Raw genomic sequence first — 25543 nt, 5'->3', positions numbered from 1 at the left:
AAGTAAAAGGTACCGCTCGCCGAGTGGGGCGAACGCGGGAGAAAGGTGGAGCAGTGGGCACCGAACCTCGCGTGGGGGCAGTGAGGTCTCCGCGCCTTCCCCGGGACGAACGCAGGGCACAGCTGCTCAACGCCGCCCTCGAGGTCTTCGCGGCCAACGGCTACCACGGCGCGGCCATGGACGATATCGCCGAGACCGCGCAGGTCTCGAAGCCGGTCCTCTACCAGCACTTCCCGTCGAAGCGCGATCTCTACCTGGCCCTCCTCGACAGCCATCTCGCGACGCTCTCCGACCTCATGAAGACCGCGCTCGGCTCGACGACGGACAACCGCGAACGCGTGCGCGCCGTCATGCGGGCCTACTACGAGTTCATCGCGAAGGACGACAAGGCGCACCGCCTCGTCTTCGAGTCCGACCTCGTGAATGATCCCGATGTCGCGTCCAGGCTCGAGACGTTCAACAAGGGCTTCGCCGAGGCCATCGCGCGCGTCATCGCCACGGACACGAAACTTCCCATGGTCGAGGCCCAGCTGCTGGGCCGCGGGCTGGCCGGCATGGCCCAGGTGAGCGCCCGGTACTGGCTCGAGACCTCAGGCGACCTGCCCATCGACGCCGCGAGCGACCTCGTCTCGCGTCTGGCGTGGCGGGGAATCTCGCGATTCCCCAAAGAGGCCTGAGCCCGCGAAGGGCCCTGAGGGCAGCGAAAGGCCCTGAGGGCGACAGAGGGGTCTGGGCCCCGAAAGAGGCCTCAGCAGGCAAAGGGGCCTAAGGTACACATAGAGCGGACTCGCCGCCTGAGCGCGGCGGGCTGCGTCATTCTTCGTTCGAGGCAGCAAAGGGAGACCCACGTGGAAATCAAGATCGGCATCCAGAACGTTGGCCGCGAGATCGTGCTCGAGTCCTCGCAGGACGCCGACGAAATCGTCAAGCTCGTCGCCGAGGCCATCTCCGGCCAGAAGGAGCTCCGCCTCGAGGACGAGAAGGGCCGGCAGGTCATCGTGCCCGCCGGCGTGCTCGGCTACGTGGAGCTCGGCGCGCAGGAGCAGCGCCGCGTGGGCTTCGGCGCACTCTGACGAGGCGAGGATGGACACAGTCTGGTCGCTGGTCATCGACATCATCGTGACGGCCGGTCTCGGCTTCGCGCTCTGGGCGGCCGACCGTCGGCACGGGAAGTACGGCATCATGCTGCCCGTGGCGCTGGGCGTCGTGGTCGGGTGCTTCGCGTGGATCGTGCTCATCGCCGCGGGCACGGGCTATCTGACCGGGCTCACGTGGATGCCGTGGATCGTCCCCATGGTGCTTGGCGTCGCCGTCTCGTTCGTCGTCACGAAGCTCGTCGAACGACGCCGGGAGAAGCGCGACATCGCCGACCTCACCCGCGTGCTCAAGGGCTGAGCGGCACCCTCGGATTCCCATCCAGCGCGACGCTCAGGGCTGCGGCCCTGAGCGTCGCGCCGTCTGCAGCCATAGGCGAGCTGCCTGGGCGGCGAACCGCGTCAGAGGAACTGGGCGCGCCCCTCCATGGGGCTTGACGCGAGGGCGTGCTCGCGCCGCGGAATCCTTCCCGCCTGAGCAGCGAGACGACCCGCCGCGACGGCGTGCCGGAACGCGGCGGCCATGCGCACGGGGTCCTGGGCGCGGGTCACGGCGGTCGCGAGCAGCACGGCGTCGCAGCCGAGCTCCATCGCGAGGGCGGCGTCGGAAGCCGTGCCGATCCCGGCGTCAAGCACCACGGGCACCTCGGCCCGGGCCACGATGAGCTCGATGTTGTGCGGGTTGAGGATTCCGAGGCCCGTGCCGATGGGCGCGCCGAGCGGCATGACCGCGACCGCGCCGAGCTGCTCGAGCCGGCGCGCCAGCACGGGATCGTCGTTCGTGTAGGCGAAGACCTTGAAGCCGCGGTCCACGAGCTGCTCCGTCGCGTCCGCGAGCTCGATCGGATCGGGAAGGAGCGTCGTCTCGTCCGCGATGACTTCGAGCTTGACCCAGTCCGTCTCGAGCGCCTCGCGGGCGAGCTCGGCGGTCAGGACCGCGTCGCGGGCCGTGAAGCACCCGGCCGTGTTCGGCAGGACCCGGATCCCCTTCTCCACGAGCAACTCGAACAGTGAGCCCTGCTCGGCCGGGGAGAAGCGCCGCATCGCGACAGTCGTGAGCTCCGTGCCGGAGGCCTCGAGCGCCTCGCCGAGCCCGTCGAGGCTCGGCGCCCCGCCCGTGCCCATGATGAGGCGCGAGCCGAACGCGACGCCGTCCACGGTGAAGGGGTCCGCGGCGAGCAGCGGCTCGCTCAGGGCGCCTCCGGTGCGGGTTTCTGGCTGGATTCCCATGTCAGCCTCCTTGCATGGCTGTGACGAGCTCGACGGCGTCCCCCGCCGCGAGCGGGGTGGCGGCCCAGCGCACGCGGGGCACCACCTCCGAATTGAGGGCGACGGCGACGCCGAGGCGCCCGCCGTCCGCCGGCCGGCCGTCCGGCCCGATCTCACGGCCGGTGGCGGCCGCGACGAGGTCGAGAACGGTTGCGCCGGCATCGAGCTGCCGGCCCTCGCCGTTGATGGTCACGGCGATCGTGGTCGTGGTGTTCATGCAGTCCTCCTCGGAGCGGCAGCCTGGTCGAGGCGACCCCGCTCGTGGGCGAATCGGTCCGGACGGAACGCGTTCCAGCGCTCCTCGGTGCCGCCGTCGAGCAGTTCGACGCAGATCTTCGCGGCGGCCGGCGTCAGGAGGACGCCGTGGCGGAAGAAGCCCGTGGCCACGATGAGCCCCGGGATATGTCCCAGCCCCGCGGCGTCCGGCGGCCCCCCGCCGTCGTCCGCGCCGCGGACGGTGCCTTCGTCCCTGCCCCCGGCCGGGACCCCGGCCCGCGCCCCGGCGGCGAAGCGCGCGGCGACCCTCCCCAGCAGCGGCGCGTTGTCCGGGGTCCCGGGGCGGGCGCGCGCAGTGGTCTCGTACAGCTCGAGCTCCGCGACGGCGGGCACGAGGGCCTGGGCGTCCCGCAGGAGCTCGTAGACGCCGCCCGCGGACACGGCGTCAGAGCCGTCCTCGCGCTGAGTCGCGCCGATGACTACGGTCCCGTCCTCGCGTGGCACCACGTACACGGGCTTGCCCCGCACGAGGCCCCGGACGGTCGCCGTCACGAGCGGGCGGAGCGGTGGGGGCACGCGCAGCCGGAGGATGTCGCCGTAGACAGGCCGCAGGGGAAGCTGAACCGGCAGGCCCGCGAGCTCGCGAGCGCCGAGGCCATTCGCCACGATCGTTTCCCCCGCCGCGAGCTCGCGGCCGTCCGCGAGGCGGACCCCGGTCACCCGCGCGGGCTGGGCGTCGTCCGCCCACACGAGCCCCTCCGCCCGCTCCCGGATCACGGCGTCCGGCCCGAGCCGGTCGAGGACCGCGGCGACGAGCCGGCGGGGGTCCACCTGATGGTCGGCCGTGATCTCGAAGGCACCGGAGATCCCCGGGGCGAGCAGGGGCTCGAGTGACCGCGCCTTGCGCACGCCGAGCGCGCGCACGTCGAGGCCGTGGGCCTCCTGGACGGCGCGCAGGTCGGCGAGGGCTCGGCGGTCCGCGGCGTCCGCGGCGACGCACAGGGTGGGGGTGCGCTGGTAGCCGGCCTGAGCGCCCAGGGGTTCGGCGAACTCGGCCCACCGCCGTGCCGAGGCCAGCATGAGGCCGAGGAGGTCCTCCTCCTGGTAGTGGTACTCGCTCACGGCGGCGAGCATCCCGGCGGCCGCGAAGCTGGCCCCGCTGCCCGGAGCGGGATCGACGACGGCGACGCTGCGGCCCGAGCGCGCGACCTCCCACGCGATCCCGAGACCCACGACCCCCGCGCCGATCACGGCGACGTCGACGCGCCTCGCGGCCTCGTGTCCGTCCATGAAATCGTCGTCCTTCCCTACGCCGGCACAACCCGGATCAGGTGATTACGGTCGGCTCTGGCCCTCTCAGCCCGGCTCCTGCACACCGCCGCGGCGGCTGTCACACGCGGGCTCCCGCAGTTCGTGAGGTCTAGTCTAGTTCCCATGCAACTGCTCGACGCCCAGCTTTACGTGTGCACCGACGCCCGGCACGGCCGCGGCGACTTCGCGTCCTTCGTCGACGCGGCGTTCTCGGGCGGCGTCGACATCATCCAGCTTCGCGACAAGCAGATCGAGGCGGCGGAGGAGCTCGAGCTGCTCACGGTGCTGCGCGAGTCCGCCGAGCGGCACGGGAAGCAGTGGGCAGTGAACGACCGCGCCGACATCGCGCTCCTGTCCGGGGCGCCCGTGTTCCACGTGGGCCAGAAGGACCTCCCCCTCGCGGCCGTGCGCCGCGTCCTCGGGGCCTCCGTGGCCGTCGGGCTCTCGACCCACGCGCCCGAGCAGGTCGACGCCGCGCTCGCCGCGGCCGGGCGCGGCGCGATGACCGGGGCGCACGACGGCGGCGCAAGCCTTTCGTACTTCTGCACGGGCCCGCTGTGGGCCACCCCGACAAAGCCGGGGCGGACCGCCGTCGGCCTCGGCCTCGTCGAGTACGCGGCGCGGCGCACGGCCGAGTCGGTTGCCGCGGGCGAGGCTGCGCTCCCGTGGTTCGCGATCGGCGGAATCGACCACGGCAACGTGGGCCAAGTGGTCGACGCCGGGGCGAGCCGGGTCGTCGTCGTCCGCGCCATCACGGAAGCCGACGATCCCGCCGACGCCGCCGCGCGCCTCCGCGCCCAGCTCCCCGAGCTCGCCCCCGCGGGCGCGCCGCTCGCATGACCGTCGTCGCGTATCAGGGCGAGCCCGGCGCCAACTCGCACATGGCCGCGCTCGAGGCGTTCCCGGGCGCCGACGCGCTCCCGTGCGCGACGTTCGAGGACGCGTTCGCCGCCGTGGACGGGGGCGAGGCCGACTACGCGATGATCCCGATCGACAACACGGTCGCGGGCCGCGTGGCGGACATCCACCTCCTGCTGCCCACCACGTCGCTCCAGATCATCGGCGAGCACTTCCTGCGGATCCGGTTCAGCCTCATGGGGGTGCCCGGCGCCACAATCGACGGCGCCCGCGAGGTCCACAGCCACGTGCACGCGCTCGCGCAGTGCCGCGGGTTCATCCGCGCGCACGGCCTCACCCCGATCGTCGCCGGCGACACGGCGGGCTCGGCGCGCGAGGTCGCCGAGTGGGGCGACCCCGCCAAGCTCTCCATCGCGCCTCCGCTCGCCGCGGAGCGCTACGGCCTCGAGATCCTGGCCTCAGACATCGAGGACCACCAGCACAACACGACGCGCTTCGTGATCCTGGCTCCCCCGCGGCCGTTCCCCGAGGCGGGCGGCGAGCCGTTCGTGACGAGCTTCGTGTTCCGCGTGCGGAACATCCCCGCCGCGCTGTACAAGGCGCTGGGCGGCTTCGCGACGAACGGCGTCAACATGACGCGGCTCGAGAGCTACATGGTGGACGGCAAGTTCGCCGCGACGATGTTCATGGTCGACGTCGAGGGGCACCCCGACGAGCCGCCCCTCGCGAGGGCGCTCGAGGAGCTCACGTTCTTCTCGACCGAGCTGCGCATCCTCGGTGTCTTCCCCGCGCACCCGCGACGGCTAGGTCAGGAACAGTAGGGCCGGAGGCACCCCAAGGGCCCCGGGGCAGGGGCCGCTGTGCGATGTCGGCGGGCAGGTCTAGGCTGGCGCTCGTGGGCCACTCTCACTTCTCGGCGAAGGCTCCCCACGTCGCGACCGCACAGGCGGAGTCCGGCGACGCGGCGCTCGGCGCCGCGTTCGCGGCCCTGCGCGAGGAGTTCCAGCTCGCGTCCGAGTACCCCGCCGCCGCGCTCGCGGACGCCGAGGCGGCCATCGCGGCCCACCAGCTCCCCGAGGCTGACCAGACCCACATCGCGTTCGTCACGATCGACCCGCCGGCGTCGACCGACCTCGACCAGGCCCTGCATCTCGAACGCGCCGCGGACGGCTATCGGGTCCGGTACGCGATCGCGGACGTGCCCGCGTTCGTCCGCCCGGACGGCGAGCTCGACGCAGAGACTCGCCGACGCGGCCAGACCATCTACGCCGCTGACGAGAAGGTGCCGCTTCACCCCCGCGACATCACGGACGACGCCGGGAGCCTCCTCGCGGACTCCGTCAGGGGCGCCTTCGTGTGGGACTTCCGCCTCGACGCGGGGGGCGAGGTCACCGCCGTCGCCCTCGAACGCGCGCGAGTCCGCAGCCGCGCCAAGCTCAACTACGCCGAGGTACAGGCGCAGATCGACGCGGGCACCGCCGTCGAGCCCCTGATGCTGCTCCGGGAGGTGGGGCTCAAGCGGGTCGCGCTGGAGCGGGCGCGGGGCGGGGCGAGCCTCAACCTCCCCGAGCAGGAAATCGTGCCGACGGACGACGGCGGCTACCGCATCGAGGCGGCGGCGCAGCGGCCCGTCGAGGACTGGAACGCCCAGATCTCGCTCATGACGGGGATGGCGGCGGCGAAGCTCATGATGGACGGCGGCATCGGGATCCTCCGGACCATGCCGGCGCCGGACGAGAAGTCGCTCCGGCACTTCCGGCGCCAGACGCAGGCGCTCGGCCGTCCATGGGACGGCGCGGTGCCGTACGGCGAATACCTCCGCTCGCTCGACGCGTCCGAGCCGCGCCAGCTCGCGATCCTCCACGCAGCCGCGGCGCTGTTCCGCGGCGCCGCCTACACGCCGTTCGACGGCGAACTCCCCGACAATCCGCTCCAGGCCGCGATCGCGGCGCCCTATGCGCACACGACCGCGCCGCTGCGCCGGCTCGTGGACCGCTTCGTCCTCGTGCTATGCGAGGCGCTCGCGAACGACGGCGCCGTCCCGCCTTGGCTGCGCGCGGCCCTCCCCGCGCTGCCGGGCCTCATGGCGGCCTCGGACCGCATCGCGGCGCAGGTCGAACGGGCATCGCTCGACCTCGTCGAGGCGGCGCTGCTCGTGAACAGTGTCGGGCAGGAATTCGACGCGATCGTCGTCTCGGGGTCCAAGCCCGCTGCGGGCGAACCCCTGCCGAGCGCCAACGGCCGCCCGGCCCAGCCGCTGGATCGCATCGCGAGCTCGCAGAACGGCGGGCGCCCGCTCGGCGCCGGCCGGCCGTTCGGTACCGTGCAGCTCGCCGACCCTCCGGTGACCGCCCGGTGCGAGGGCGAGATGGAGTCCGGGACCGCCATCCGCGTGCGGCTCGTGAAGGCGGACATCCAGAAGCGCCTCGTCCTGTTCGAGAAGGCGTAGGCGGCCGCCGGACCGTTGACGTCGGCTGATCGGCTGAATATACAACTTTTCGCTCGGCGCCTCCACCCTGCCGAGCTGACGGACAAACCTCAGGTAAACGGCGGTTTTCTGTGGCAAAGATTGCGTGAACTGTATATACAACTGCCCTTTTGGCGTTGAGCGCACGGGTCCGCACGAGGCAGAGTCGAGGTGCGCTCGCCGACCCGGCCGGAGCCCGGCCGTTGGGGGGATCGTCGGCGCAGTCATCCACGCCGAGGAACAGGACGTTTCCGGCGCCGCCTTTCCCAATGTGAGGACCCCAGAAGTGGACAGCACCAATCAATCCAGATCCCCAAGGTGGAGACGGCCGGTCGCGGCCATCGCCACCGCCGCCTGCCTCGCCGTCGGCGCCGCCTCCGCCGTGGCCGGCGTCGCCTTCCTCCAGCACGCCGGCCCACAGGGCGACGGCACGGCCGTGACGCCCGCGGGGTGGGCCGTGACCCCCGCCGGAACCCAGGTGAGCGCTGGATACTTCCCGTCCAACGCCGTCCTCTCCCCCGACGGTTCGGCACTGCTCGTGCCGAACATCGTGCGCAACGCGAACGGCAAGCAGACGGTCCAAGTCCTCGAGGCCTCCGACGGCGACGTCGTGCAGGAGCTGGAACTCGACACGTCCAACACCAACGTTCCGCAGGGCGTTGCCCCGGGCCTCGTGTTCAGCCCCGACGGCAAGCACGTGTACCTCGCAACCGCGAACAAGAACTCGATCCTCGTTCTCGACTGGGACTCAGCCGCGAAGAAGGTCTCCGTCAACCGCGCGCTCAAGCTGCCCTCCGGAACCTATCCACAGATGGTGGCCGTCTCGCCGGACGGCAAGACGGTCTACACCGCGGGACAGCTCTCGCGCACGCTCATCGCGGTTGACGTCGCGTCAGGCCAGACCGCGAAGGCAGCGACCGGCGACTATCCGTACGGGGTCGCCCTCTCGGAAGACGGCCATACCGCCTACGTGAGCAACCAGGGCGGGAACACGGTCTCGACGTTCGCGGTGGACGGCCTCACCGTGACGCCGGGGCCGAGCATCACCGTCGGGTCCCACCCAAACGCACTCCTCGTGGACCGCACCAAGCACCGGATCTTCGTCTCGAACGGCGACAGCGACACGGTCTCCGTCCTCGATCCCACCACGAAGGCCGTGACCGCCACCGTCTCCCTCGCCCCGTACCAGGGGGCACCCGGCGGGACTCAGCCGAACAACCTCGCGCTCTCGCCGGACGCTGGCACGCTCTATGTGACCGCGGGCGGCAACAACGACGTCTCCGTCGTGGACGTGTCCGGCCGCGACGACTTCGGCCGGGTCAAGGGCCTCATCCCCACGGGTTGGTACCCGACGGGCGTCCAGCCGACGAAGGACGGCAAGTCACTCCTCATCACGAGCGCGAAGGGCCTCGGCACGGGACCGAACAAGGGGTCGACGCCCGGCAGCAGCCAGTACATCGAACGCCAGCTCAAGGGCTACGTCTCGGTGGTCAAGACGCCGTCTGAGGACGAGCTTGCCAAGTACACGAAGCAGGTCCGCACCAACAACGGCTTCGACAAGGCCGGCGAGGGCGGAAACCAGGGCGGCGACGGAGGAAACCAGCAGGGCGGCGAGGACGCAAAGACGATCGTCCCCCGCCAGCCGGGCGAGGATTCGCCCATCAAGCACGTCATCTACGTCGTGAAGGAGAACAGGACCTACGATCAGGTCTTCGGCGACCTGGGCAAGGGCAATGGCGATCCGTCGCTCACTGTCTTCGGCAAGGACATCACGCCGAACCACCACAAGCTTGCCGACCAGTTCGTCACGCTGGACAACCTGTACTCGGACGGCGAAGTGAGCCAGAACGGCTGGCAGTGGGCCACCCAGGCCAGCTCGAACCCGTACAACGAGACGGCCACGGCCCAGGGCTATGCGGGCAACGGCTCGCAGTACGACTCCGAGGGGTACCACCCGGACGTCGCGGCGGCCGGGCCCGATCCCGCGCACGCGTATCTCTGGGACAAGCTCGCTCAGAGCAAGATCCCGTTCCGCAACTACGGGCAGTTCGTGGTTCCGTCGTCGTGGGTCGGCGCCCAGGAGCCCGTGAAGTGCGCCTCGGGCTCGTTCTGCGCGCACGATCCGCTCCTGGACGCCAACACCGACCACGAATATCCGTGGTTCGACATGGGCGTGAGCGACCAGCACCGCTTCGACCTCTGGGACAAGGAGTTCCAGCAGTACAAGACCGCCGGCAGCCTGCCCAGCATGCAGTTCATCGACCTGCCCCGCGACCACACGGCTGGCGGCAGCACGGCCGCGCAGCTCGTCGCGGACAATGACCTGGCGCTGGGCAAGATCGTCGACGAGGTCTCGCATTCGCAGTTCTGGAAGGACACCGCGATCTTCGTGGTCGAGGACGATTCGCAGAGCGGCGTCGATCACGTCGACGCACACCGGACCACCGGCCTCGTCATCAGCCCGTACACGCAGACCGGCTCGGTCGATTCGCACCTCTACAGCCAGGTCTCGATGCTCCGCACCATGGAGCTGTTCCTCGGCGTGAACCCGATGTCCCAGTACGATGCGGCCGCCCTGCCGATGATCTACTCGTTCGGAAACAAGGCGAACACGAACCCCTACAACGCGGTGGCCGCCCCATCCGTGACTGCGTCCATGCCGAGCACGATCCTCAAGCCGGGCTCGCAGGCCACCGTCACGGGCAAGGTCACGAACACCGGAAAGAGCGCGGTCGACGGCGCCCAGGCCCAACTCTCGGCGCCCGACGGCTGGACCGTCTCGCCGTCCGCAACGCAGCGCCTCGGAACACTCGCGCCGGGCGCGAGCGCCGAGGTCTCCTGGACCGTCGGCGTCCCCGCCAACGCGGCTCCGGGTCAGCAGCTGTTCACCGTGAGCGCCGCCTACCCGATCGACGGCCGGCTGACCGGAACCCAGAAGGCCACGATCGCCGGGGTCATCCCGGACCCGCGCGTCGCAACGATCCCGCAGGCGTTCGTGGCGAACTTCACGAGCGGGACCGTGTCCGCCGTCGACCTCTCCACGGGCAAGCCGCTCGCGTCGATTCCCGTTGGCGCCTCGCCGGGCACCGTCGTGACGAGCCCCGACCACACCAAGGCGTTCGTGGCGAATCAGAACGCCGACACGGTGAGCGTGATCGACGTGGCGTCCGACGCCGTGACGGCCACGATCTCGACCGGAAGGGTGCCCGCAGGGCTCGCCGTGAGCCCGGACAGCAAGACGCTCTGGGTCGCTGACTACGGTGACGGCGCGGTCCAACCCGTCGACATCGCGAGCGGCGCCGTCGGCGCCGAGGTCCATGTGGGCGCAGGCCCTGAGAACCTCGGCCTCACCCCCGACGGCGCGACCCTCGTGGTGGCGAACAAGAACGCCAACAGCGTGGCGCTCGTGGACACGGCGTCGAAGGCCGTCAAGGCAACGGTCGCGGCGGGCCAGCAGCCATTCGGCGTAGCCATCACGGGCGACGGCAAGACCGCCTTCGTCTCGAACATGGGCTCGAACGACGTCACGCCGATCGACCTCGGCACCGCGACGGGCCGCAAGCCTGTCCCGGCGGGACAGACGCCGTTCAACCTCGTGCTCTCCCACAACGGTTCGACCCTGTACGTTGCGGACACCGGCGCGAACACGATCACGCCGATCGACGTCGCCACCGAGACGGCGAAGGCACCGTGGACCGCGGGGCAGAACCTCACGTCGGTGGCCCTCGGGGCCGATGACGCGACCGTCTACGCCACGTCCGCAGGAACCGGCCAGCTGATCCCGATCGCCACGGCGACCGGCGTGGCCGGCACGCCGATCGGTGTGGGCCAGTACCCGATCTCGTCCGCGTATGCGGCACCGGTCGGGACCGCGGTCGCGGCGGCAGCCCCGGGTTCGCCCGCGAGCTCACAGACCACGAGCACGAGCCCGACAAGCCCGGCCGTGGCCAGCCCGAGCCTCACCCCCGCCGTGAGCCGTTCCCTCGCGCTGAAGGACTCCGAGCTGACCGGCGCGCCGGACCAGGCGGACGCGGGCAGCCTCGACCGCGAGATCTGGAAGGCCATCAAGGGCCAGGACAGCGAGCCGCCCGCGAGCCAGCACGCGCTCTTCAGCGCTGGGGAGACGGACGCCGACGGCTAGACAGGCCAGCCCGGGACACGCGGACGACGGCGCGCTCCGTCGCCTCGCGTGCCCTCCCGCCAGGGGCCTCCCGACCGCTGCACTGCGGCCGGGAGGCCCTTGGCGTACCCCGCGACCGCCGCGTGTCGCACGTCTCGATTGCCGGTATTTCAGGCGTTCGCGATATTCTGGTCTCGTTATTGGATGCCCGGTCGTATCTCACGCGATCTTTTTTCATCTGCCGGCTCCGCGCTGGCGCCCTGATAGCCCGCGATCGGCTTCCACTGGACGGCTCCTGTGCGGCTGCTCCGGATGTACCGCGCGACGGCGAGGCACCGATCCTCCCAGCGGACGTCTGTAGAGCGGCATGCTCTGGCCCAGATGGAGAGGGACACAACCCTTTTGAACGAATTGCATACCCAGGAACTCCTCCTGGATGACTCGGGCGAAGAGACGCTCGAGACCCAGGAGACCATCACGAACGACGCGCCCGTGCGCCAGGAGGCCCAGAAGACCTTCAGCGACTACGGCGTGATCCCGGAGATCGCCCAGTCGCTCGCCGACGCGGGGATCCTCCACCCGTTCCCGATCCAGTCGATGACGCTCGGCGTGGCCCTCGGCGGCCACGACATCATCGGCCAGGCGAAGACCGGAACCGGCAAGACGCTCGGCTTCGGCATTCCGACGCTCCAGCGCGCGATCCCGCAGGATCACCCGGACTACGCGAAGCTGCCCGTCCCCGGGGCTCCGCAGGCGCTCATCGTCGTCCCGACCCGCGAGCTCGCGGTCCAGGTCTCGCGGGATCTCCAGACGGCGAGCAAGCGCACGAACCTGCGCACCGAGGTCATCTACGGCGGCCGCGCGTACGAGCCGCAGATCGAGGCGCTGCAGCGCGGCGTCGAGGTCGTTGTCGGAACCCCCGGACGCCTCATCGACCTGCACCGCCAGCGTCACCTGAACCTCAAGAATGTCCGGGTCGTCGTGCTCGACGAGGCAGACGAGATGCTCGATCTCGGCTTCCTGCCCGACGTGGAGACCCTCCTCGGCGCCGTCCCCTCGATCCGCCAGACGCTCCTCTTCTCCGCGACCATGCCTGGTCCCGTCGTCGCGATGGCCCGCCGGTACATGAGCCGGCCAACGCACATTCGGGCGTCGGAGCCGGACGACGACTCGATCACGAAGAAGGACATCCGCCAGGTCATCTACCGCGCGCACCAACTCGACAAGGACGAGGTCGTGGCCCGCATCCTCCAGTCCGAGGGGCGCGGACGGACCATCATCTTCACGAAGACGAAGCGCACGGCGGCGAAGCTCTCGGAGGAGCTCGTGGACCGCGGCTTCGCCGCGGCCGCCCTCCACGGCGACCTCGGCCAGGGCGCGCGCGAGCAGGCGCTCCGCGCCTTCCGCAACAACAAGGTGGACGTCCTCGTCGCGACCGACGTCGCGGCGCGCGGCATCGACGTCGAGGACGTCACGCACGTCATCAACTTCCAGTGCCCCGAGGATGAGAAGGCCTACCTCCACCGCGTGGGCCGCACGGGCCGCGCCGGCAACAAGGGCACGGCCGTGACGTTCGTGGACTGGGAGGACGTGCCCCGTTGGACGCTCATCAACAAGGCGCTCGGACTCGACGTTCCGGATCCGGTCGAGACGTACTCGTCGTCCCCGCACCTCTTCACCGACCTGGACATCCCTGAGGGCACGAAGGGCCGCCTGCCGCGCCACAAGCGTGTGCTCGAGGGCGTCGAGGCCGAAACCCTCGAGGATCTCGGCGGACCCGCAGCCTCGAAGCCGCGTCGGCGCGGCGGCAAGGGCCGCGAGCGCACCCGCGGCGGCGAGCAGCCGCGCGAGCGCACCCGTGGTGGAGAGCAGCCGCGCGAGCGCAGGGCTCCGAAGGCAGAGACGTCCGAGACCCGCGAGAGCGAGGCCGCGAAGCCGGATCGCGCCGAGGGCGAGGGCAAGCACGGGCACGGCCGCGGCCGGTCCGACCGCCAGGCCCGCTCTGAGACGGCCGGCGAGGGCCGCCGTCGTCGTGGGTCCTCGAAGAAGGCGGCCCCGGCCGCCGAGGCCGAGCAGGGGCCCGCGGCCCAGGCCGCGGCCGTGTTCCTCCAGGGGGACACGGAGGAAGGCGTGGACCGCGGCGTGCTGGCCGCCCGCCGTCGTCGTTCGCGGACCCGCCGCGTCGAGGGCGAGGTCGTCAGCCGCACGCAGGCCGAGTAGGCGCGGAGCGCACGTTGGGGGCCCCCGGGGTCTGGCGTCCGGACGGCCCGGACCTCGTCGTCGAAGCGGACAATGCCGACTTCCTGCCGTCGCTTCCGGACGGCGCGTTCACCATGGTCTACATCGACCCGCCGTTCAACACGGGGCGCGCGCAGCGGCGCCAGTCGATGACCATGGTCCGCAGCGACGGCGGGGACCGGGTGGGCTTCGGCGGCCAGCGGTACGAGACGATCAAGGGTGCGCTGCACCGCTACGACGACGCGTTCGGCGACTACTGGTCGTTCCTCGAGCCCCGGCTGCTCGAGGCGTGGCGCGTCCTCGCGGAGGACGGGACGCTCTACCTGCATCTCGACTACCGCGAGGTGCACTACGCGAAGGTCATGCTCGACATGATCTTCGGGCGGGAGTGCTTCCTCAACGAGATCGTGTGGGCCTACGACTTCGGCGCGCGCACGCGCAGGCGCTGGCCCACGAAGCACGACACGATCCTCGTCTACGTCAAGGATCCCGAGAAGTACCACTTCGACAGCGCCGAGGTGGACCGCGAGCCGTACATGGCGCCGGGCCTCGTGACGCCCGAGAAGCGCGAGCTCGGCAAGCTCCCCACGGACGTGTGGTGGCACACGATCGTCTCCCCCACCGGGCGGGAGAAGACGGGCTACCCGACGCAGAAGCCGCTCGGCCTCGTGCGCCGCATGGTCGCCGCGAGCTCGCGCCCCGGCGACTGGGTCCTGGACTTCTTCGCCGGCTCGGGGACGCTCGGGGCGGCCGCGCACGCGCTCGGCCGCCGCTTCGTGTGCGTGGACACGAATCCGCAGGCGGTCGAGGTCATGGCGCACCGGCTCCCGGGCGCTGCGGTCCTGCGTGTCCCGGAGGCCAGCGCCGGAGGCTTGAGGACGGACGCCTGAGCGCGGACGCCTAGGAACGGGCGCCTAAGAACGGACGCCTAGGAGCGGGCGCCTAGGAGCGGACGACGGCGGTGCCGCTCGCCTGCCGCTCGATCTCCGCGAGCACCTCGGGCGCGGTCGTGTTCTCCCCGAGGCGGTTGGGCTTGCCGGCCCCGTGGTAGTCGGATGCGCCGGTGAGCAAGAGGCCGTGCCGCTCCGCGAGCGCGAGGAGGAAGGGCCGCCGCGCCTCGGGGTTGTCCCGGTGGAAGACCTCGAGGCCGCCGAGCCCCGCATCGATCATGTCGTGATAGGTGGCCTCGCCGACCGTGCGACCCCGTGACTCCGCGACCGGATGCGCGAAGACGGGGACCCCGCCGGCCGCGCGGACCAGTTCGACGGCGAGTGCTGGCTCAGGCGCGTAGTGCTGGACGAAGTACCGCGACCGCGAGGACAGCATCGTCGCGAACGCCTCCGAACGGTCGCCGACGATTCCGGCGGCCACGAGCGCGTCGGCAATGTGCGGGCGGCCCACCGTGGCCCCGGGTGCGACGTGGTGCGTGACGTCATCCCACGAGAGCGGGTAATCCTCGGCGAGGAGCGAGACCATGTGCTCGGCGCGGCTCAGGCGCGCATCCTTCGACTTCGAGATCTCCTCGAAAAGCCCGCGGTGCAGCGGATCGTGCAGGTAGCTGAGCACGTGCACGCTGATCCCCTCGGGCGTCCGGCATGAGACCTCCATGCCCGGGACCAGCATGATTCCCAGCTCGCGTGCGGCCGCCGAGGCTTCTGCCCATCCGCCCGTCGAATCGTGGTCGGTGATGGCCACGGCGTCGAGGCCCGCCTCAAGCGCGGCCGCGACGAGGGCCGCCGGTGCGTCGGTGCCGTCGGAGACACTCGAGTGGGCGTGCAGATCAATCCTCACGCGACCACGATAACCGCCCCCGCGCCCGCGAGGGCTGGACTTCGCGCGGCCCGATGGAAGAATGGCATGGTGAATGCCACCGAATCCGCGCCCGGCCACGAGCCCGGCAATTCCCCCGCGCAGCAGTCCACCCAACCGCTCGAGGACCGCGTCGACAACCGATCGCAGCGGCCCAGCTCCGACGCATTCAAGCGCTTCATGGCCTCGCAGTGGTCGCCCGCCGACCAGGCACTTCCGCCGCTCGACGCCGTCGCCGAGCACGCGGCGCGCCGCCGCCGGGCCATCTCCGACCGTTTCCCGGGCGAGCGCCTCGTCATCCCGGCGGGACCGCCCAAGGTCCGCTCGAACGACACCAACTACCGCTTCCGGCCGCACTCGGCTTTCGCCCACCTCACGGGGCTCGGAGTCGACCACGAGCCCGACGCCGTCCTGGTCCTCGAGCCGGTCGAAGAGGGCAAGGGCGACGGCGGCGGGCACCACAGCGCGACGCTGTACTTCCGCCCGCTCGCGGGCCGCGACACCGAGCAGTTCTACGCGAACGCGCACACCGGAGAGTTCTGGGTGGGACGCCGCCCCACCCTCACCGAGCTGAACGCCCGCCTCGCCATCGCGACCGCCCACCTCGACCAGCTCGAGCTCGCGCTCACGAAGGGCGTCGGCGCCCCTGAGATCGGCGGCATCTCCGTCCGTCTGGTCCGCAAGGTCGACGAGAACCTCGACGCCCTCATCGACACCGCGCGCTTCAACACGGCGCAGGATCCGGAGAACCTGGACCTGAGCGAGCTCGACGCGCTCGACGACCAGCTCAAGGAGGCCCTCTCCGAGCTTCGCCTCGAGAAGGACGAGTGGGAGGTCGAGCAGCTCAAGGCCGCCGTCGCCGCGACGGTGGAGGGCTTCGAGGCGATCGTCCGCGCGATCCCGCGCGCTGTGGCGCATGAGCGGGGCGAGCGCGTCGTCGAGACCGCGTTCTACGCGAAGGCCCGCGAGGAGGGCAACGACCTCGGCTACGACACGATCGCGGCAGGCGGCAACAACGCGACGACGCTGCACTGGACCACGAACAACGGCCCGATCCTCGAGGGCGACCTCCTGCTGGTCGACGCCGGCGTCGAAGCCGAATCCCTCTACACGGCGGACGTGACGCGCACGGTCCCGGTGACGGGCCAGTTCAGCGAGGTCCAGCGCCGCGTGTACCAGGCCGTGCTCGACGCCGCGGACGCGGCCTTCGCGGTGGCCAAGCCCGGCGTGAAGTTCCGCGCGATCCACGCGGCCGCGATGGAGGTCCTCGCAGCCCGCCTCGAGGAATGGGGCCTGCTCCCGGTGAGCGCGGCCGAGGCGCTCGCACCCGAGGGCCAGCAGCACCGTCGCTGGATGCCGCATGGCACGAGTCACCACCTGGGCCTCGACGTCCACGACTGCGCGCAGGCCCGCGCCGAGCTCTACCTCGACGGAGAGCTGTCGCCCGGCATGGTCTTCACGATCGAGCCCGGCCTGTACTTCAAGGCCGAAGACCTCGCCGTGCCCGAGGAATACCGCGGCATCGGCGTCCGCATCGAGGACGACATCCTCATGACCGAGAACGGCCCGGTCAACCTCAGCGCGGCGCTTCCCCGCACGTCGGACGACGTCGAGGCGTGGATGGCGCGGCTGATCAAGGGCTGACGCGCGGGAGGATGCCTCTCAGCGCTCGGGGGTGGCGCCGTCGTCCTTGGGGGCGGCGCCGCCCTCGCGTTCCTGGCTGTGGCGCCCACGGCCTGGGGCGTCCTCGTCCTCACCGGACTGCGCCTCATCGTTCCGGGGCTGATCCTTTTCGATCCGGATGCCGTACTGCGGGCGGCCATCAGGCAGATCGCGGTAGCCGGAGCCCGTCCTCGGAGGCTGCGCCGGCTGCTCGGGCTGAGCCGGCCGCTCCTGCTGGCCCTGGCCTGCGTTGACGCCGTACGGGTCCGTCCAGCCCGTGGGCCGCTGCGGCTCCTGCGGCTGGTCCCACTGGCTGTGGCCCTGGCCCCAACCCTGCGGACCGGGCTGGTTCTGGCCCGGCTGGCCTTGCTCCGGCTGATGTGCGCCGGGCTGGTTCTGACCCGGGTGGCCCTGCTGACCCGGCTGGTTCTGCCCCTGCTGCCACGGCTGCTGCACGCCCCAACCCTGCTGGCTCTGCCCCATGGGCAGCTGGTGCAGGAGGCGGCGGGCCTCCGCCGAGGCCTCGAAGGCGACCACCACGTCATAGCTCGTGGGCACGACCTGGCTCGTGGACGTGAAGTCGCGCTTTCCGCGCTGCATCGCGTAGGTGACGATTCCGAAGAGCATGAAGAACGCCGCGCCCATGAGCACGGACGTGATGATCGAGAAATACCCGGCGCCCGAGGAGAAGAACGACAGCAGGACGCCGACGAAGAGGCCGAACCACATGCCGCTCAGAGCGCCGTTGAGCGCGACCCGCGGGTAGCTCAGCCGACCCGTGACCCGTTCGACGAGCTTGAGGTCATTGCCCACGATCGCGACGAGCTCGACGGGGAACTGCTGGTCGGCGAGATAGTCGACGGCCTTCTGGGCGTCGAGATAGGACGTGTACGATCCCACGACCTCCCCCTGCGGGAGGGAGCGCGCCTGATCGATGGGGCCGCGAGAACCGAACATGTTCGACATGACTTCATTCTTACCCGAGAAGTCGGCCCCGGACTGTGTTTCCGCTCAGAGTGAGCAGGAACTTGGCGCTGGAGTAGCCTAGGCAGAGTGAGTCCCAATCCCACGCGTGTGTTCGTTGCGAGACTGCTCGGCCTCGACGTCTTCGACCCGCTCGGCGATCGAGTCGGGCGGCTCCGTGACGTCGTCGTGATCGCGAGAGGGCAGAGAGCCCCGCAGGCGATCGGCATCGTCGTCGAGGTTCCCGGCAAACGCCGCGTCTTCGTCCCGATGACTCGCATCACCTCGATGGACCAGTTCCAGGTCATCACCACCGGGCTGGTCAATCTGCGCCGCTTCGAACAGCGCGGTGCCGAGATGACCGTCCTGGGAGACCTCTTCGACCTCGGCACCACGATCCTCGACGACGGCACGAAGGGCACCATCGAGGACGTCGCCATGGAACAGCAGCGCAACGGCGACTGGCTCGTGAGCAAGCTCTTCGTCCGGCGCGAGACGTCGGGCCGCGGCCTCCGCGGGCTGCGCCGGGGCGGAACCGTCCTCGTGGACTGGGACGAGGTGCGCCTCGACGCGCGCGGCGGCACGAGGGCCGCAACCCACTTCCTCGCGAGCCACGAGGACCTCAAGGCCGCCGATTTCGCGGACGCGATCCAGGAGATGAGCGGCCAGCGCCGCTTCGAGGTCGTCTCCGAACTCCAGGACGAGCGGCTCGCCGACGTCCTCCAGGAGCTCCCCGAGGACGATCAGGTGGAGATCCTCTCCTCGCTCGACAACGAGCGCGCCGCAGACATCCTCGAGGAGATGGACCCCGACGACGCCGCGGACCTCCTCGCGGACCTCCCAGCAGAACGCGCCGAGGAGCTCCTGCAGCTCATGGAGCCCGAGGAGGCCGACGACGTGCGGCGCCTCCTCCAATACGACGAGGGCACGGCCGGCTCGATCATGACTCCTGTGCCCGTCATCCTGCCGCCCGAGGCAACGGTCGCCGACGCGCTCGCGCACGTGCGGCGCGAGGAGCTCAGCCCCGCGCTGGCGTCAGCCGTGTTCATCTGCCGCCCTCCGCTCGAGACGCCGACCGGCCGCTTCCTCGGCATGGTCCACATTCAGCAGCTCCTGCGCAGCGCTCCCCCGGAGCAGCTCGGCTCGATCGTCGACAAGGGCCTTGAGCCGGTGAAGGACCTTGCCCAGCTCGGCGACGTCGCGCACTCGATGGCGCAGTACAACCTCAACTCGCTCGCCGTGGTCAACACGGACGGTCGGCTCGTCGGCGCCGTGACGGTGGACGACCTGCTCGACCATCTGCTGCCAGACGACTGGCGCGCGCATGACGACGGTGCCCCGCTCAAGAAGGTCGGAGGAAGCTTTGGCTGAACCCCGCAAGCTGCTGTCAGGTCTCGACACTCCGCTCGAGACCCGTCTGAAGCTGCTGCCCACGTTCAATCCGGACCGCGACGCATTCGGGCGCTTCGCGGAACGCTTCGCGCGCTACATGGGCACGCCGCAGTTCCTCGTCTACATGACGTTCTTCTGTGTCCTGTGGCTCGGCTGGAACACGCTCGCGCCGCAGGAGTTCCAGTTCGACCCGAAGTCCCTCAACTTCACCCTGCTGACGCTGCTGCTGTCCCTGCAGGCCTCGTACGCGGCGCCGCTCATCCTGCTCGCACAGAACCGCCAGGACGACCGCGACCGCGTGCAGATCGAGCAGGACCGCTCGCGCAACGAGCGCAACCTCGCCGACACGGAATACCTCACGCGCGAGCTCGCGTCCCTCCGGCTCGCGATGCGCGAGGTCGCGACGCGCGACTTCATCCGGGCCGAGGTGCGCGCCGAGCTCCGGTCGATCATCGACGAGCTCTCGGAGCAGAACGGTGCGGCCGGGAACTCCGGCAAGCGACGCAAGGACAAGAAGGACCGCGCCGCGCGGAGTCAGGAAGAGCCGACCCTCGAACCCGCCGAGCAGGGCGCCCATTCCGCAGGCGAGGCCAGCGAGCAGTGACCGCCCCCGACGAGGCGGCGGTCCGGGCCGCCCTTTCGACCGTCATCGACCCCGAGCTCCGCAGGCCCATCGACGAGTTGGGCATGCTCGCCGGAGTAGCGGTCGACGGCGGCCGCGTCACCGTGCGCGTGCTCCTCACCATCGCTGGGTGTCCTCTGCGCGGGACCATCGACGCCGACGTCCGGGCCGCGCTGTCCCGCGTTCCCGGGGTTGACGACGTTTCGGTCGAGCTCGAAGTCATGACCCCCGAGCAGCGCCAGGCCCTGCGCGATCAGCTGCGCCCCGAGCGCGGGATCCCGTTCAGCCGGCCCGACTCGCTCACCAAGGTCTACGCCGTGGCGAGCGGCAAGGGCGGCGTGGGAAAGTCCTCGGTCACGGTCAACCTCGCGTGTGAGCTCGCGGCGCGCGGGCTGCGGGTCGGGATCGTCGACGCGGACGTGCACGGCTTCTCGGTCCCAGGGCTTCTGGGCATCACGCAAGGCCCCACCCGCGTCGATGACATGATCCTGCCTCCCGTGGCCCACGGCGTGAAGGTCATCTCGGTCGGCATGTTCGTCTCGGGCAACCAGGCGGTCGCGTGGCGCGGCCCGATGCTGCACCGGGCGCTCGAGCAGTTCCTCACCGACGTGTACTTCGGCGACCTCGACGTCCTGTTCCTCGATCTGCCCCCGGGCACCGGCGACGTCGCGATCTCGGTGTCGCAGCTCCTCCCGACGGCGCAGCTCGTCGTCGTCACCACGCCCCAGGCCGCGGCCGCGGACGTGGCCGAGCGCGCGGGCTCCGTCTCGGCGCAGACCGGGCAGCGCGTGGCGGGAGTCATCGAGAACATGTCCGGCATGACCCTGCCCGACGGAACCGTCCTCGAGGTCTTCGGCAGCGGCGGGGGCGAGCGCGTCGCAGGGCGCCTCACCGAAGCCCTCGGCGCGCCCGTCCCGCTGTTGGGGCGGATCCCGCTCGACGTCGCGTTGCGCGAGGGCGGCGATGCGGGGCTGCCGATCGTCCTGCGCGAGCCGTCGTCGCCGTCGGCCGTTGCGCTCAAGGACGTGGCGAGCCAGCTGGCGTCTTCCCCGCGAGGTCTCGCGGGCCGGAGCCTGGGGCTCCACGTGCAGCCTAACTAGCGAGTTTGCCGAAGGGGCAGTTCACAGCCGCGAGGCGGGGCGATCCTACCTCGCTCGTGGTCCTCACCGCCGCTCGGGGCTCATCCGATCAAGCAGGCCTGTGAGCGCGCGTCAGGTCGCGTCAGCGTCGAACGGCGCGGGCTGGCCGGGCGCGAGGCGCTCGAGAACGCGCTCGGGCGTGGGATCCGGCGCCGTCGCCGGGTCAGGTGACGCCGCCGCAGCGGCGGCCGTCGCGCCTACCGCGGCCGAAGCGCCCGCGGCCCCCGGGGCTGGTGATTCGTCGAGGAGGGCGTCGCGGATGATCTTCCGAGGGTCGTACTGGCGCGGATCATACTTGCGCCAATCGACCTCGTTGAGGTCGACGCCGGTCTCTTCCCTGATCTGATCGCGCGCGCCGGAGGCCATCCGGCGGAGTTCCCGGACGATGTTCGTCAGCTTCTGCGTGTATTCGGGCAGCCGCTTGGGGCCGATCACCAGCAGCGCGATGACCAGCAGGATGAAGAGCTCGTTCATTCCGGGCACGTTCGAAGACTACCTTCTGCAGACTGGCGGGGACGATTTGTTCCCGTGGACTCAGCGGTCAGGGGCGGCCCGCCGCGCTCAGCACCAGGTGCAGCCCGCGGGTCATCCTGTCGACGGGGCTCTCGGAGGCGCCCGCCGAGCCGGCCTGCGGCGCTCCGCGCACCAGGTCCGCGGTCTCCGCATTCGGGAAGTCCGAGGCGAGGACGGTGGTCTGGGGCCCCGAGCCATCCGCACCCTGGCGCAGCTGCTCGAGGAGCGAGATCGAATGCGAGCCGTCGCCGATCCGGATCACGAGCGTCGGGATGCCGTTGACCACGTAGCCGCGTGCTGACTCGACCTGAAGACCGTTTCGACGCAGCTCGGGGCAGTTCCATCCCGCCGCCGCGAGGGCCTGCAGGTCCGCGGCGCTCAGCGTCTGCCCACCTGCGTCGATGCCGACGGCGCTGGGCCACGCCGCCGTGGGAGCCGCGGGGATCGGATCACCGGCCACGGCGTACGCCGTGACCGCGAGCGCGGCGAGGGCGGCTGCCGCCCCGGCCACCGCGACGCCGGCTGCCTTGAGCACGCGGGTACGGGGCGACTCAGCCTCTGCCAGCTCCGCCTCGAACGCGAGCTGGCGGGTCTGCTCGACGAGCCGCTGCGTGAGAGACGAGCTGGCTGTGGGCACCGGGGCGCCGCGGAGCGCGGCGAGATAGCGGCGTTCGGACTCGAGGGCACCACGGCACTCGGGGCACCCGGCGAGGTGCGCTGCGTCGCGCGAATGGGCCCCGGCGCCTCCGAAACCGCCCGGCCGCCGTCGTTCGTCCATGGGGCGCCTCAGCGCAGGCCCGCGACGCGGGGCAGGGACAGCCGCGGCTTGCCGGCTCCCCTCCGAGGATCGCGGTGGGCGAGCTTTTCACGCAGGAGGGTCCGTCCGCGGTGGATGCGCGAGCGCACGGTGCCGAGCTTGACTCCGAGGGCTGCCGCGACCTCGTCGTACGAGAGCCCCTCGAGATCACAGAGGACGACGGCGGCGCGGAAGTCGGGAGGAAGCTCCTCGAGCGCGGCCTGGACGTCGAGATCGAGGTTGTTCATCTCGTAGCTGCGCTCGGGGCCGGGCTCGCGGCCGGGAATGCGCGACTCGGCGTCCTCGGCGAACGCGTCGAAGCGGATCCGGTTCTTGCGGCGGGCCTGATCGAGGAAGAGGTTCGTCGTGATGCGGTGGAGCCAGCCGTCGAGCGTTCCGGGCTTGAAGTTGTCGAGCGAGCGGAAGACGCGGACGAAGACTTCCTGCGTGAGGTCTTCGGCGTCGTGCTGGTTGCCCGTCAGGCGGTAGGCGAGTCGGTAGACCTTGGCAGAGTGCTGCGCGACGACCTCTTCCCACGTCGGGGGGGTCCAGTCGGCGGGGATCGGCTCAGCTGGGATCTGGGTGGCCGCAGCGCGTTGCGAAAGCACGTCCACGCACCTCACCTTCACTGCATCGGCGGCCGCACTGTGCCGCGGGCGTCTTGCCCACCATGCAACCGCTGCGGAACCCCAGTCTGACAGGGGATTCTGGACGTTAGCTGTCATTCCGCCCACAGCGTAGCGCGGCGCGTGGCCCGTGAGGCGATAGGCTGGACGAGCACCCCGAGCCGAAAGCGTTGCACAACCATGACCGACAAGTCCACCAGCTGGGCTTATGCCGAGGGGCTTGCCGACGAGGACCGCGCAGTGGTCCGCGCGCGCGAGCGCTCCCTCGAGCTTGGCGTCTCCCCCGTCACCCCCGGCGTCGGCGCCGTGCTCACGGTGCTCGCCGCGACGTCGAAGGCCCAGGCGGTCGTGGAGGTGGGCACGGGCGCCGGGGTCTCAGGCGTGTGCCTTCTGCGCGGGCTTCCCGCCGCGTGCACGTTCACCACGATCGACACCGACATCGAGCATCTCAAGGCGGCCCGCCAGGCGTATTCGGAGGCCGGCATTCTCGCAAGCCGCGTCCGGACCATCCCTGGCCGCGCCGGCGCCGTGCTCCCCCGCCTCAATGACGCCGCGTACGATCTCGTGTTCATCGACGCGGACAAGCCCAGCACTCCCGCCTACGCGGACGAGGCGGTGCGGCTCCTGCGGCCGGGCGGCCTGCTCGTGATCAACGACGCCCTGGACCGCGATCGCGTGGCCAACCCGGCCCACCGCGAGCTCGCCACCGTGCGCCTCCGCGATCTGCATCGCCGCCTCCGCGAAGACGAAAGGCTTTCGACCGCGCTGCTGCCCACGGGCGACGGGCTCTTCCTGGCCTCCCGGCGCTGAGACGGGCTCTCCACGCGAGCAGACAAAAAAAGAAGGCCGCCCCAACGGGCAGGCCTTCTTTGTTCCGCGTGCGCTGTGGCGCCGACCGGAGCTATTCGGTCACGCCGACAAGGCATTCCTTCAGCTCGGCAGCCTCTGCGGCGTTGAGCTCGACCACGAGGCGACCGCCACCTTCGAGGGGAACCCGCATGATCAGGCTGCGACCCTCCTTGGTGACCTCCATCGGGCCGTCGCCGGTACGCGGTTTCATGGCTGCCATCAGAACATCCCCTCCAGTTGTGTGCCCGCACGAGTCTGCGGGCTGTCGGACGCACCTTTGCTCACCGAGATGATGCGAAGACCCGCCACCTTGTCCTTGCCTTTACATTATCAGCCGGGATACCGCGGGGTAGCTAAGCTGGCCGATCACGGCGGCCAGTCACCGCCGCCCGGCAGCTCCGTCCAGCCCCAGAGCCATTGGACCCACACGATCTGCAGGAGCACGAACATCGCCAGCACCGCTCCGCGATAGGCGCGCGATCTGGACAGCGCCGCCCCGGCGAGCGCAAGCGGGAAGAACGGGAGCATCAGGCGGAACGTGCTCGTCTGCGGGTACAGGAACGCGAGGAGATAGAGCGCGTAGGCCGCGCACCAGAGCCGCAGCTCCACGCCGATGAGCCTGACGTGCGCGCTCGTCAGGTAGAGGACGACGGCGGCGACGAGCACGAACGGCGCGATCGCCCCGATGACCGGCCCGAAGAGGTATCGGCCTGTGTCAAACCACGGCATGAACGGTATGAGGTCCGTGCCACGCCACACCGCCTCGGTGTCGGTGTACGCGGTCATGACCCCCGTCCCGGCCCACGCGATGGCAGGCCAGGCGAGGGCCGACGCGACCGTGGCGACCGTCAGCACGGCGAGGCGCGGAAGCTCGCCGCGCTCGGGCGGACGACGGCGGCGGGCCAGCCAGCGCACCGCGAAGAGGACCGCGAGCATCACCGCGAGCGGCACCCCGACCGGACGGGTGAGAGACGCGACGGCGACGACGGGGATCGCGAGGAGGTACCGGCGCTCGACGATCCACAGCAGGGCCCACGCGAGGAAGACGAGGCTGAGGGACTCCGCATACGGGACCTGCAGGACGGCGGATACCGGGAAGAACGCGAAGAACGCCATGCCCCACATCGACGTGCCGTGGCCCGCGAAGTGCCGGAACAGGCGGTACACCACGAGGGCGGCAGCGAAGCCCGCGGCCATCGCGACGATCTGGGCCACGAGCTGCCACTGCAGGGTCGTGACCGTCGAGAGGGCTCGGACCAGATACGGGAAAACGGGGTAGAAGGCCCACGCGTTCTCGGTGACCGTACCTGACGGCGAGCGCGGAAGGACGTGCGGGTACCCGTTGACGACGATCCGGCCGTACCACTCCGAATCCCAGATCTGGAGGAACCTGAAGTAGTCAGGCTGTGGGTCGAACCACGGGTTGGTGCCCTGCTGGAGCGCGGCCGCGGCGAAGATCGCGAACGAGACGAGGCGGGATACGCCGAAGACGAGCAGCACCTGCACCCACCACGGGCGCTGCCCGAGCCACCGGGCGAACCAGAGAGCGCCGGTCCGCATCGCTGCATGGACGCCCGACGGCGCCGCCTTGCCGGCTGG

24 protein-coding genes are annotated in these 25543 nt (G+C 70.7%); 14 read left to right on the top strand and 10 right to left on the bottom strand.

The window, feature by feature from the left end; all coding sequences use genetic code 11:
• Positions 1-53 precede the first annotated feature (53 nt).
• The 3 genes from E6A26_RS02255 to E6A26_RS02245 all read left to right on the top strand — a co-directional run bounded on the left by E6A26_RS02255 (position 54) and on the right by E6A26_RS02245 (position 1395).
• On the top strand, positions 54-677 hold the full coding sequence (locus tag E6A26_RS02255) for a TetR/AcrR family transcriptional regulator (RefSeq protein WP_234864917.1): 624 nt from the start codon (positions 54-56) through the stop codon (positions 675-677).
• Positions 678-848: 171 nt separating this feature from the next.
• On the top strand, positions 849-1073 hold the full coding sequence (locus tag E6A26_RS02250) for a DUF3107 domain-containing protein (protein ID WP_136609572.1): 225 nt from the start codon (positions 849-851) through the stop codon (positions 1071-1073).
• 10 nt (positions 1074-1083) lie between these two features.
• A complete protein-coding gene (locus tag E6A26_RS02245) occupies positions 1084-1395 on the top strand; it encodes a hypothetical protein (protein WP_136609571.1) in 312 nt (103 codons plus the stop codon).
• A gap of 101 nt (positions 1396-1496) precedes the next feature.
• Here the strand turns inward: E6A26_RS02245 and E6A26_RS02240 are convergent, their stop codons facing one another.
• From E6A26_RS02240 to thiO, 3 genes are read right to left on the bottom strand one after another with little or no spacing between them, the layout of a single operon-like run.
• Entirely contained in the window at positions 1497-2324 is an 828-nt protein-coding gene (locus E6A26_RS02240; protein WP_136609570.1) for a thiazole synthase, read from the bottom strand.
• Between the two features lies 1 nt (position 2325).
• Positions 2326-2580 (bottom strand): sulfur carrier protein ThiS, encoded by a 255-nt coding sequence (gene thiS, locus E6A26_RS02235; protein WP_136609569.1) that lies wholly within the window; start codon positions 2578-2580, stop codon positions 2326-2328.
• Positions 2577-3869: a glycine oxidase ThiO gene (thiO, locus tag E6A26_RS02230; RefSeq protein ID WP_136609568.1), complete on the bottom strand. Its 1293-nt coding sequence runs from the start codon at positions 3867-3869 to the stop codon at positions 2577-2579. The genes thiS and thiO overlap by 4 nt, the downstream gene beginning before the upstream one ends.
• Before the next feature lie 144 nt (positions 3870-4013).
• On the opposite strand from thiO, the gene thiE reads away from it, so the two are divergent.
• The 6 genes from thiE (at position 4014) to E6A26_RS02200 (ending at position 14463) form a co-directional block, all read left to right on the top strand.
• Complete coding sequence (gene thiE, locus E6A26_RS02225) at positions 4014-4730, top strand: thiamine phosphate synthase (RefSeq protein WP_136609567.1); 717 nt, start codon at positions 4014-4016, stop codon at positions 4728-4730.
• Positions 4727-5569, top strand: coding sequence for a prephenate dehydratase (locus E6A26_RS02220; RefSeq protein WP_136609566.1), 843 nt, complete (start codon positions 4727-4729; stop codon positions 5567-5569). The genes thiE and E6A26_RS02220 overlap by 4 nt, the downstream gene beginning before the upstream one ends.
• Positions 5570-5643: 74 nt before the next feature.
• Positions 5644-7197 (top strand): RNB domain-containing ribonuclease, encoded by a 1554-nt coding sequence (locus tag E6A26_RS02215; RefSeq protein WP_407695351.1) that lies wholly within the window; start codon positions 5644-5646, stop codon positions 7195-7197.
• 304 nt (positions 7198-7501) lie between these two features.
• Positions 7502-11356: a beta-propeller fold lactonase family protein gene (locus E6A26_RS02210; RefSeq protein WP_168928651.1), complete on the top strand. Its 3855-nt coding sequence runs from the start codon at positions 7502-7504 to the stop codon at positions 11354-11356.
• 381 nt (positions 11357-11737) lie between these two features.
• Positions 11738-13555 carry a DEAD/DEAH box helicase gene (locus E6A26_RS02205; RefSeq protein WP_136609563.1) on the top strand — a complete coding sequence of 606 codons (1818 nt, stop codon included), beginning with the start codon at positions 11738-11740 and terminating at the stop codon, positions 13553-13555.
• 14 nt (positions 13556-13569) lie between these two features.
• Positions 13570-14463 (top strand): DNA-methyltransferase, encoded by an 894-nt coding sequence (locus E6A26_RS02200; RefSeq protein WP_136609562.1) that lies wholly within the window; start codon positions 13570-13572, stop codon positions 14461-14463.
• Positions 14464-14515: 52 nt separating this feature from the next.
• Here the strand turns inward: E6A26_RS02200 and E6A26_RS02195 are convergent, their stop codons facing one another.
• A complete protein-coding gene (locus tag E6A26_RS02195; protein WP_136609561.1) occupies positions 14516-15364 on the bottom strand; it encodes a PHP domain-containing protein in 849 nt (282 codons plus the stop codon).
• Positions 15365-15430: 66 nt separating this feature from the next.
• On the opposite strand from E6A26_RS02195, the gene E6A26_RS02190 reads away from it, so the two are divergent.
• Positions 15431-17026 carry an aminopeptidase P family protein gene (locus E6A26_RS02190; protein ID WP_136609560.1) on the top strand — a complete coding sequence of 532 codons (1596 nt, stop codon included), beginning with the start codon at positions 15431-15433 and terminating at the stop codon, positions 17024-17026.
• A gap of 18 nt (positions 17027-17044) precedes the next feature.
• Here E6A26_RS02190 and E6A26_RS02185 read toward each other — a convergent pair whose 3' ends face one another.
• Positions 17045-18010 (bottom strand): general stress protein, encoded by a 966-nt coding sequence (locus E6A26_RS02185; RefSeq protein WP_234864915.1) that lies wholly within the window; start codon positions 18008-18010, stop codon positions 17045-17047.
• Between the two features lie 87 nt (positions 18011-18097).
• Between E6A26_RS02185 and E6A26_RS02180 the strand changes: the two genes are divergently transcribed.
• The 3 genes from E6A26_RS02180 to E6A26_RS02170 are packed head-to-tail and all read left to right on the top strand — an operon-like array spanning position 18098 to position 21121.
• Complete coding sequence (locus E6A26_RS02180) at positions 18098-19378, top strand: magnesium transporter MgtE N-terminal domain-containing protein (RefSeq protein ID WP_136609559.1); 1281 nt, start codon at positions 18098-18100, stop codon at positions 19376-19378.
• Complete coding sequence (locus E6A26_RS02175; RefSeq protein WP_234864913.1) at positions 19371-20003, top strand: DUF1003 domain-containing protein; 633 nt, start codon at positions 19371-19373, stop codon at positions 20001-20003. Before E6A26_RS02180 ends, E6A26_RS02175 begins: the two co-directional genes overlap by 8 nt.
• The gene (locus E6A26_RS02170; protein ID WP_136609557.1) at positions 20000-21121 is read left to right on the top strand and encodes an Mrp/NBP35 family ATP-binding protein; all 1122 of its coding nucleotides are present in this window, start codon (positions 20000-20002) and stop codon (positions 21119-21121) included. The genes E6A26_RS02175 and E6A26_RS02170 overlap by 4 nt, the downstream gene beginning before the upstream one ends.
• Before the next feature lie 111 nt (positions 21122-21232).
• Here the strand turns inward: E6A26_RS02170 and E6A26_RS02165 are convergent, their stop codons facing one another.
• From E6A26_RS02165 to sigE, 3 genes are read right to left on the bottom strand one after another with little or no spacing between them, the layout of a single operon-like run.
• Positions 21233-21643 carry a twin-arginine translocase TatA/TatE family subunit gene (locus tag E6A26_RS02165; RefSeq protein ID WP_136609556.1) on the bottom strand — a complete coding sequence of 137 codons (411 nt, stop codon included), beginning with the start codon at positions 21641-21643 and terminating at the stop codon, positions 21233-21235.
• A 58-nt stretch (positions 21644-21701) separates the two neighbouring features.
• Positions 21702-22451: an anti-sigma factor gene (locus tag E6A26_RS02160; RefSeq protein ID WP_136609555.1), complete on the bottom strand. Its 750-nt coding sequence runs from the start codon at positions 22449-22451 to the stop codon at positions 21702-21704.
• A gap of 8 nt (positions 22452-22459) precedes the next feature.
• Positions 22460-23077: an RNA polymerase sigma factor SigE gene (gene sigE, locus E6A26_RS02155; protein WP_407695356.1), complete on the bottom strand. Its 618-nt coding sequence runs from the start codon at positions 23075-23077 to the stop codon at positions 22460-22462.
• A gap of 198 nt (positions 23078-23275) precedes the next feature.
• Between sigE and E6A26_RS02150 the strand changes: the two genes are divergently transcribed.
• The gene (locus E6A26_RS02150; protein WP_136609554.1) at positions 23276-23905 is read left to right on the top strand and encodes an O-methyltransferase; all 630 of its coding nucleotides are present in this window, start codon (positions 23276-23278) and stop codon (positions 23903-23905) included.
• 91 nt (positions 23906-23996) lie between these two features.
• On the opposite strand, the gene E6A26_RS02145 is transcribed toward E6A26_RS02150, so the two are convergent.
• Together E6A26_RS02145 and E6A26_RS02140 are read right to left on the bottom strand one after the other, a co-directional pair.
• Positions 23997-24164: a DUF3117 domain-containing protein gene (locus tag E6A26_RS02145; protein WP_136609553.1), complete on the bottom strand. Its 168-nt coding sequence runs from the start codon at positions 24162-24164 to the stop codon at positions 23997-23999.
• A 146-nt stretch (positions 24165-24310) separates the two neighbouring features.
• On the bottom strand, positions 24311-25504 hold the full coding sequence (locus tag E6A26_RS02140) for a hypothetical protein (protein WP_136609781.1): 1194 nt from the start codon (positions 25502-25504) through the stop codon (positions 24311-24313).
• Positions 25505-25543 lie beyond the last annotated feature (39 nt).

It is taken from the genome of Sinomonas albida, assembly GCF_004919045.1.
Classification (GTDB): Bacteria; Actinomycetota; Actinomycetes; order Actinomycetales; family Micrococcaceae; genus Sinomonas; species Sinomonas albida.
This window is presented reverse-complemented; position numbering and strand designations above follow the sequence as displayed.

Excerpts from the sequence above, each read along its gene's own strand:
- E6A26_RS02185 (WP_234864915.1), bottom strand. The coding sequence starts at position 18,010 with ATGTCGAACATGTTCGGTTCTCGCGGCCCCATCGATCAGGCGCGCTCC.
- thiO (WP_136609568.1), bottom strand. The coding sequence starts at position 3,869 with ATGGACGGACACGAGGCCGCGAGGCGCGTCGACGTCGCCGTGATCGGC.
- E6A26_RS02150 (WP_136609554.1), top strand. The coding sequence starts at position 23,276 with ATGACCGACAAGTCCACCAGCTGGGCTTATGCCGAGGGGCTTGCCGAC.
- thiE (WP_136609567.1), top strand. The coding sequence starts at position 4,014 with ATGCAACTGCTCGACGCCCAGCTTTACGTGTGCACCGACGCCCGGCAC.
- thiS (WP_136609569.1), bottom strand. The coding sequence starts at position 2,580 with ATGAACACCACGACCACGATCGCCGTGACCATCAACGGCGAGGGCCGG.
- E6A26_RS02140 (WP_136609781.1), bottom strand. The coding sequence starts at position 25,504 with ATGCGGACCGGCGCTCTCTGGTTCGCCCGGTGGCTCGGGCAGCGCCCG.
- E6A26_RS02220 (WP_136609566.1), top strand. The coding sequence starts at position 4,727 with ATGACCGTCGTCGCGTATCAGGGCGAGCCCGGCGCCAACTCGCACATG.
- E6A26_RS02160 (WP_136609555.1), bottom strand. The coding sequence starts at position 22,451 with ATGGACGAACGACGGCGGCCGGGCGGTTTCGGAGGCGCCGGGGCCCAT.
- E6A26_RS02145 (WP_136609553.1), bottom strand. The coding sequence starts at position 24,164 with ATGGCAGCCATGAAACCGCGTACCGGCGACGGCCCGATGGAGGTCACC.
- E6A26_RS02190 (WP_136609560.1), top strand. The coding sequence starts at position 15,431 with ATGGTGAATGCCACCGAATCCGCGCCCGGCCACGAGCCCGGCAATTCC.
- E6A26_RS02245 (WP_136609571.1), top strand. The coding sequence starts at position 1,084 with ATGGACACAGTCTGGTCGCTGGTCATCGACATCATCGTGACGGCCGGT.
- E6A26_RS02240 (WP_136609570.1), bottom strand. The coding sequence starts at position 2,324 with ATGGGAATCCAGCCAGAAACCCGCACCGGAGGCGCCCTGAGCGAGCCG.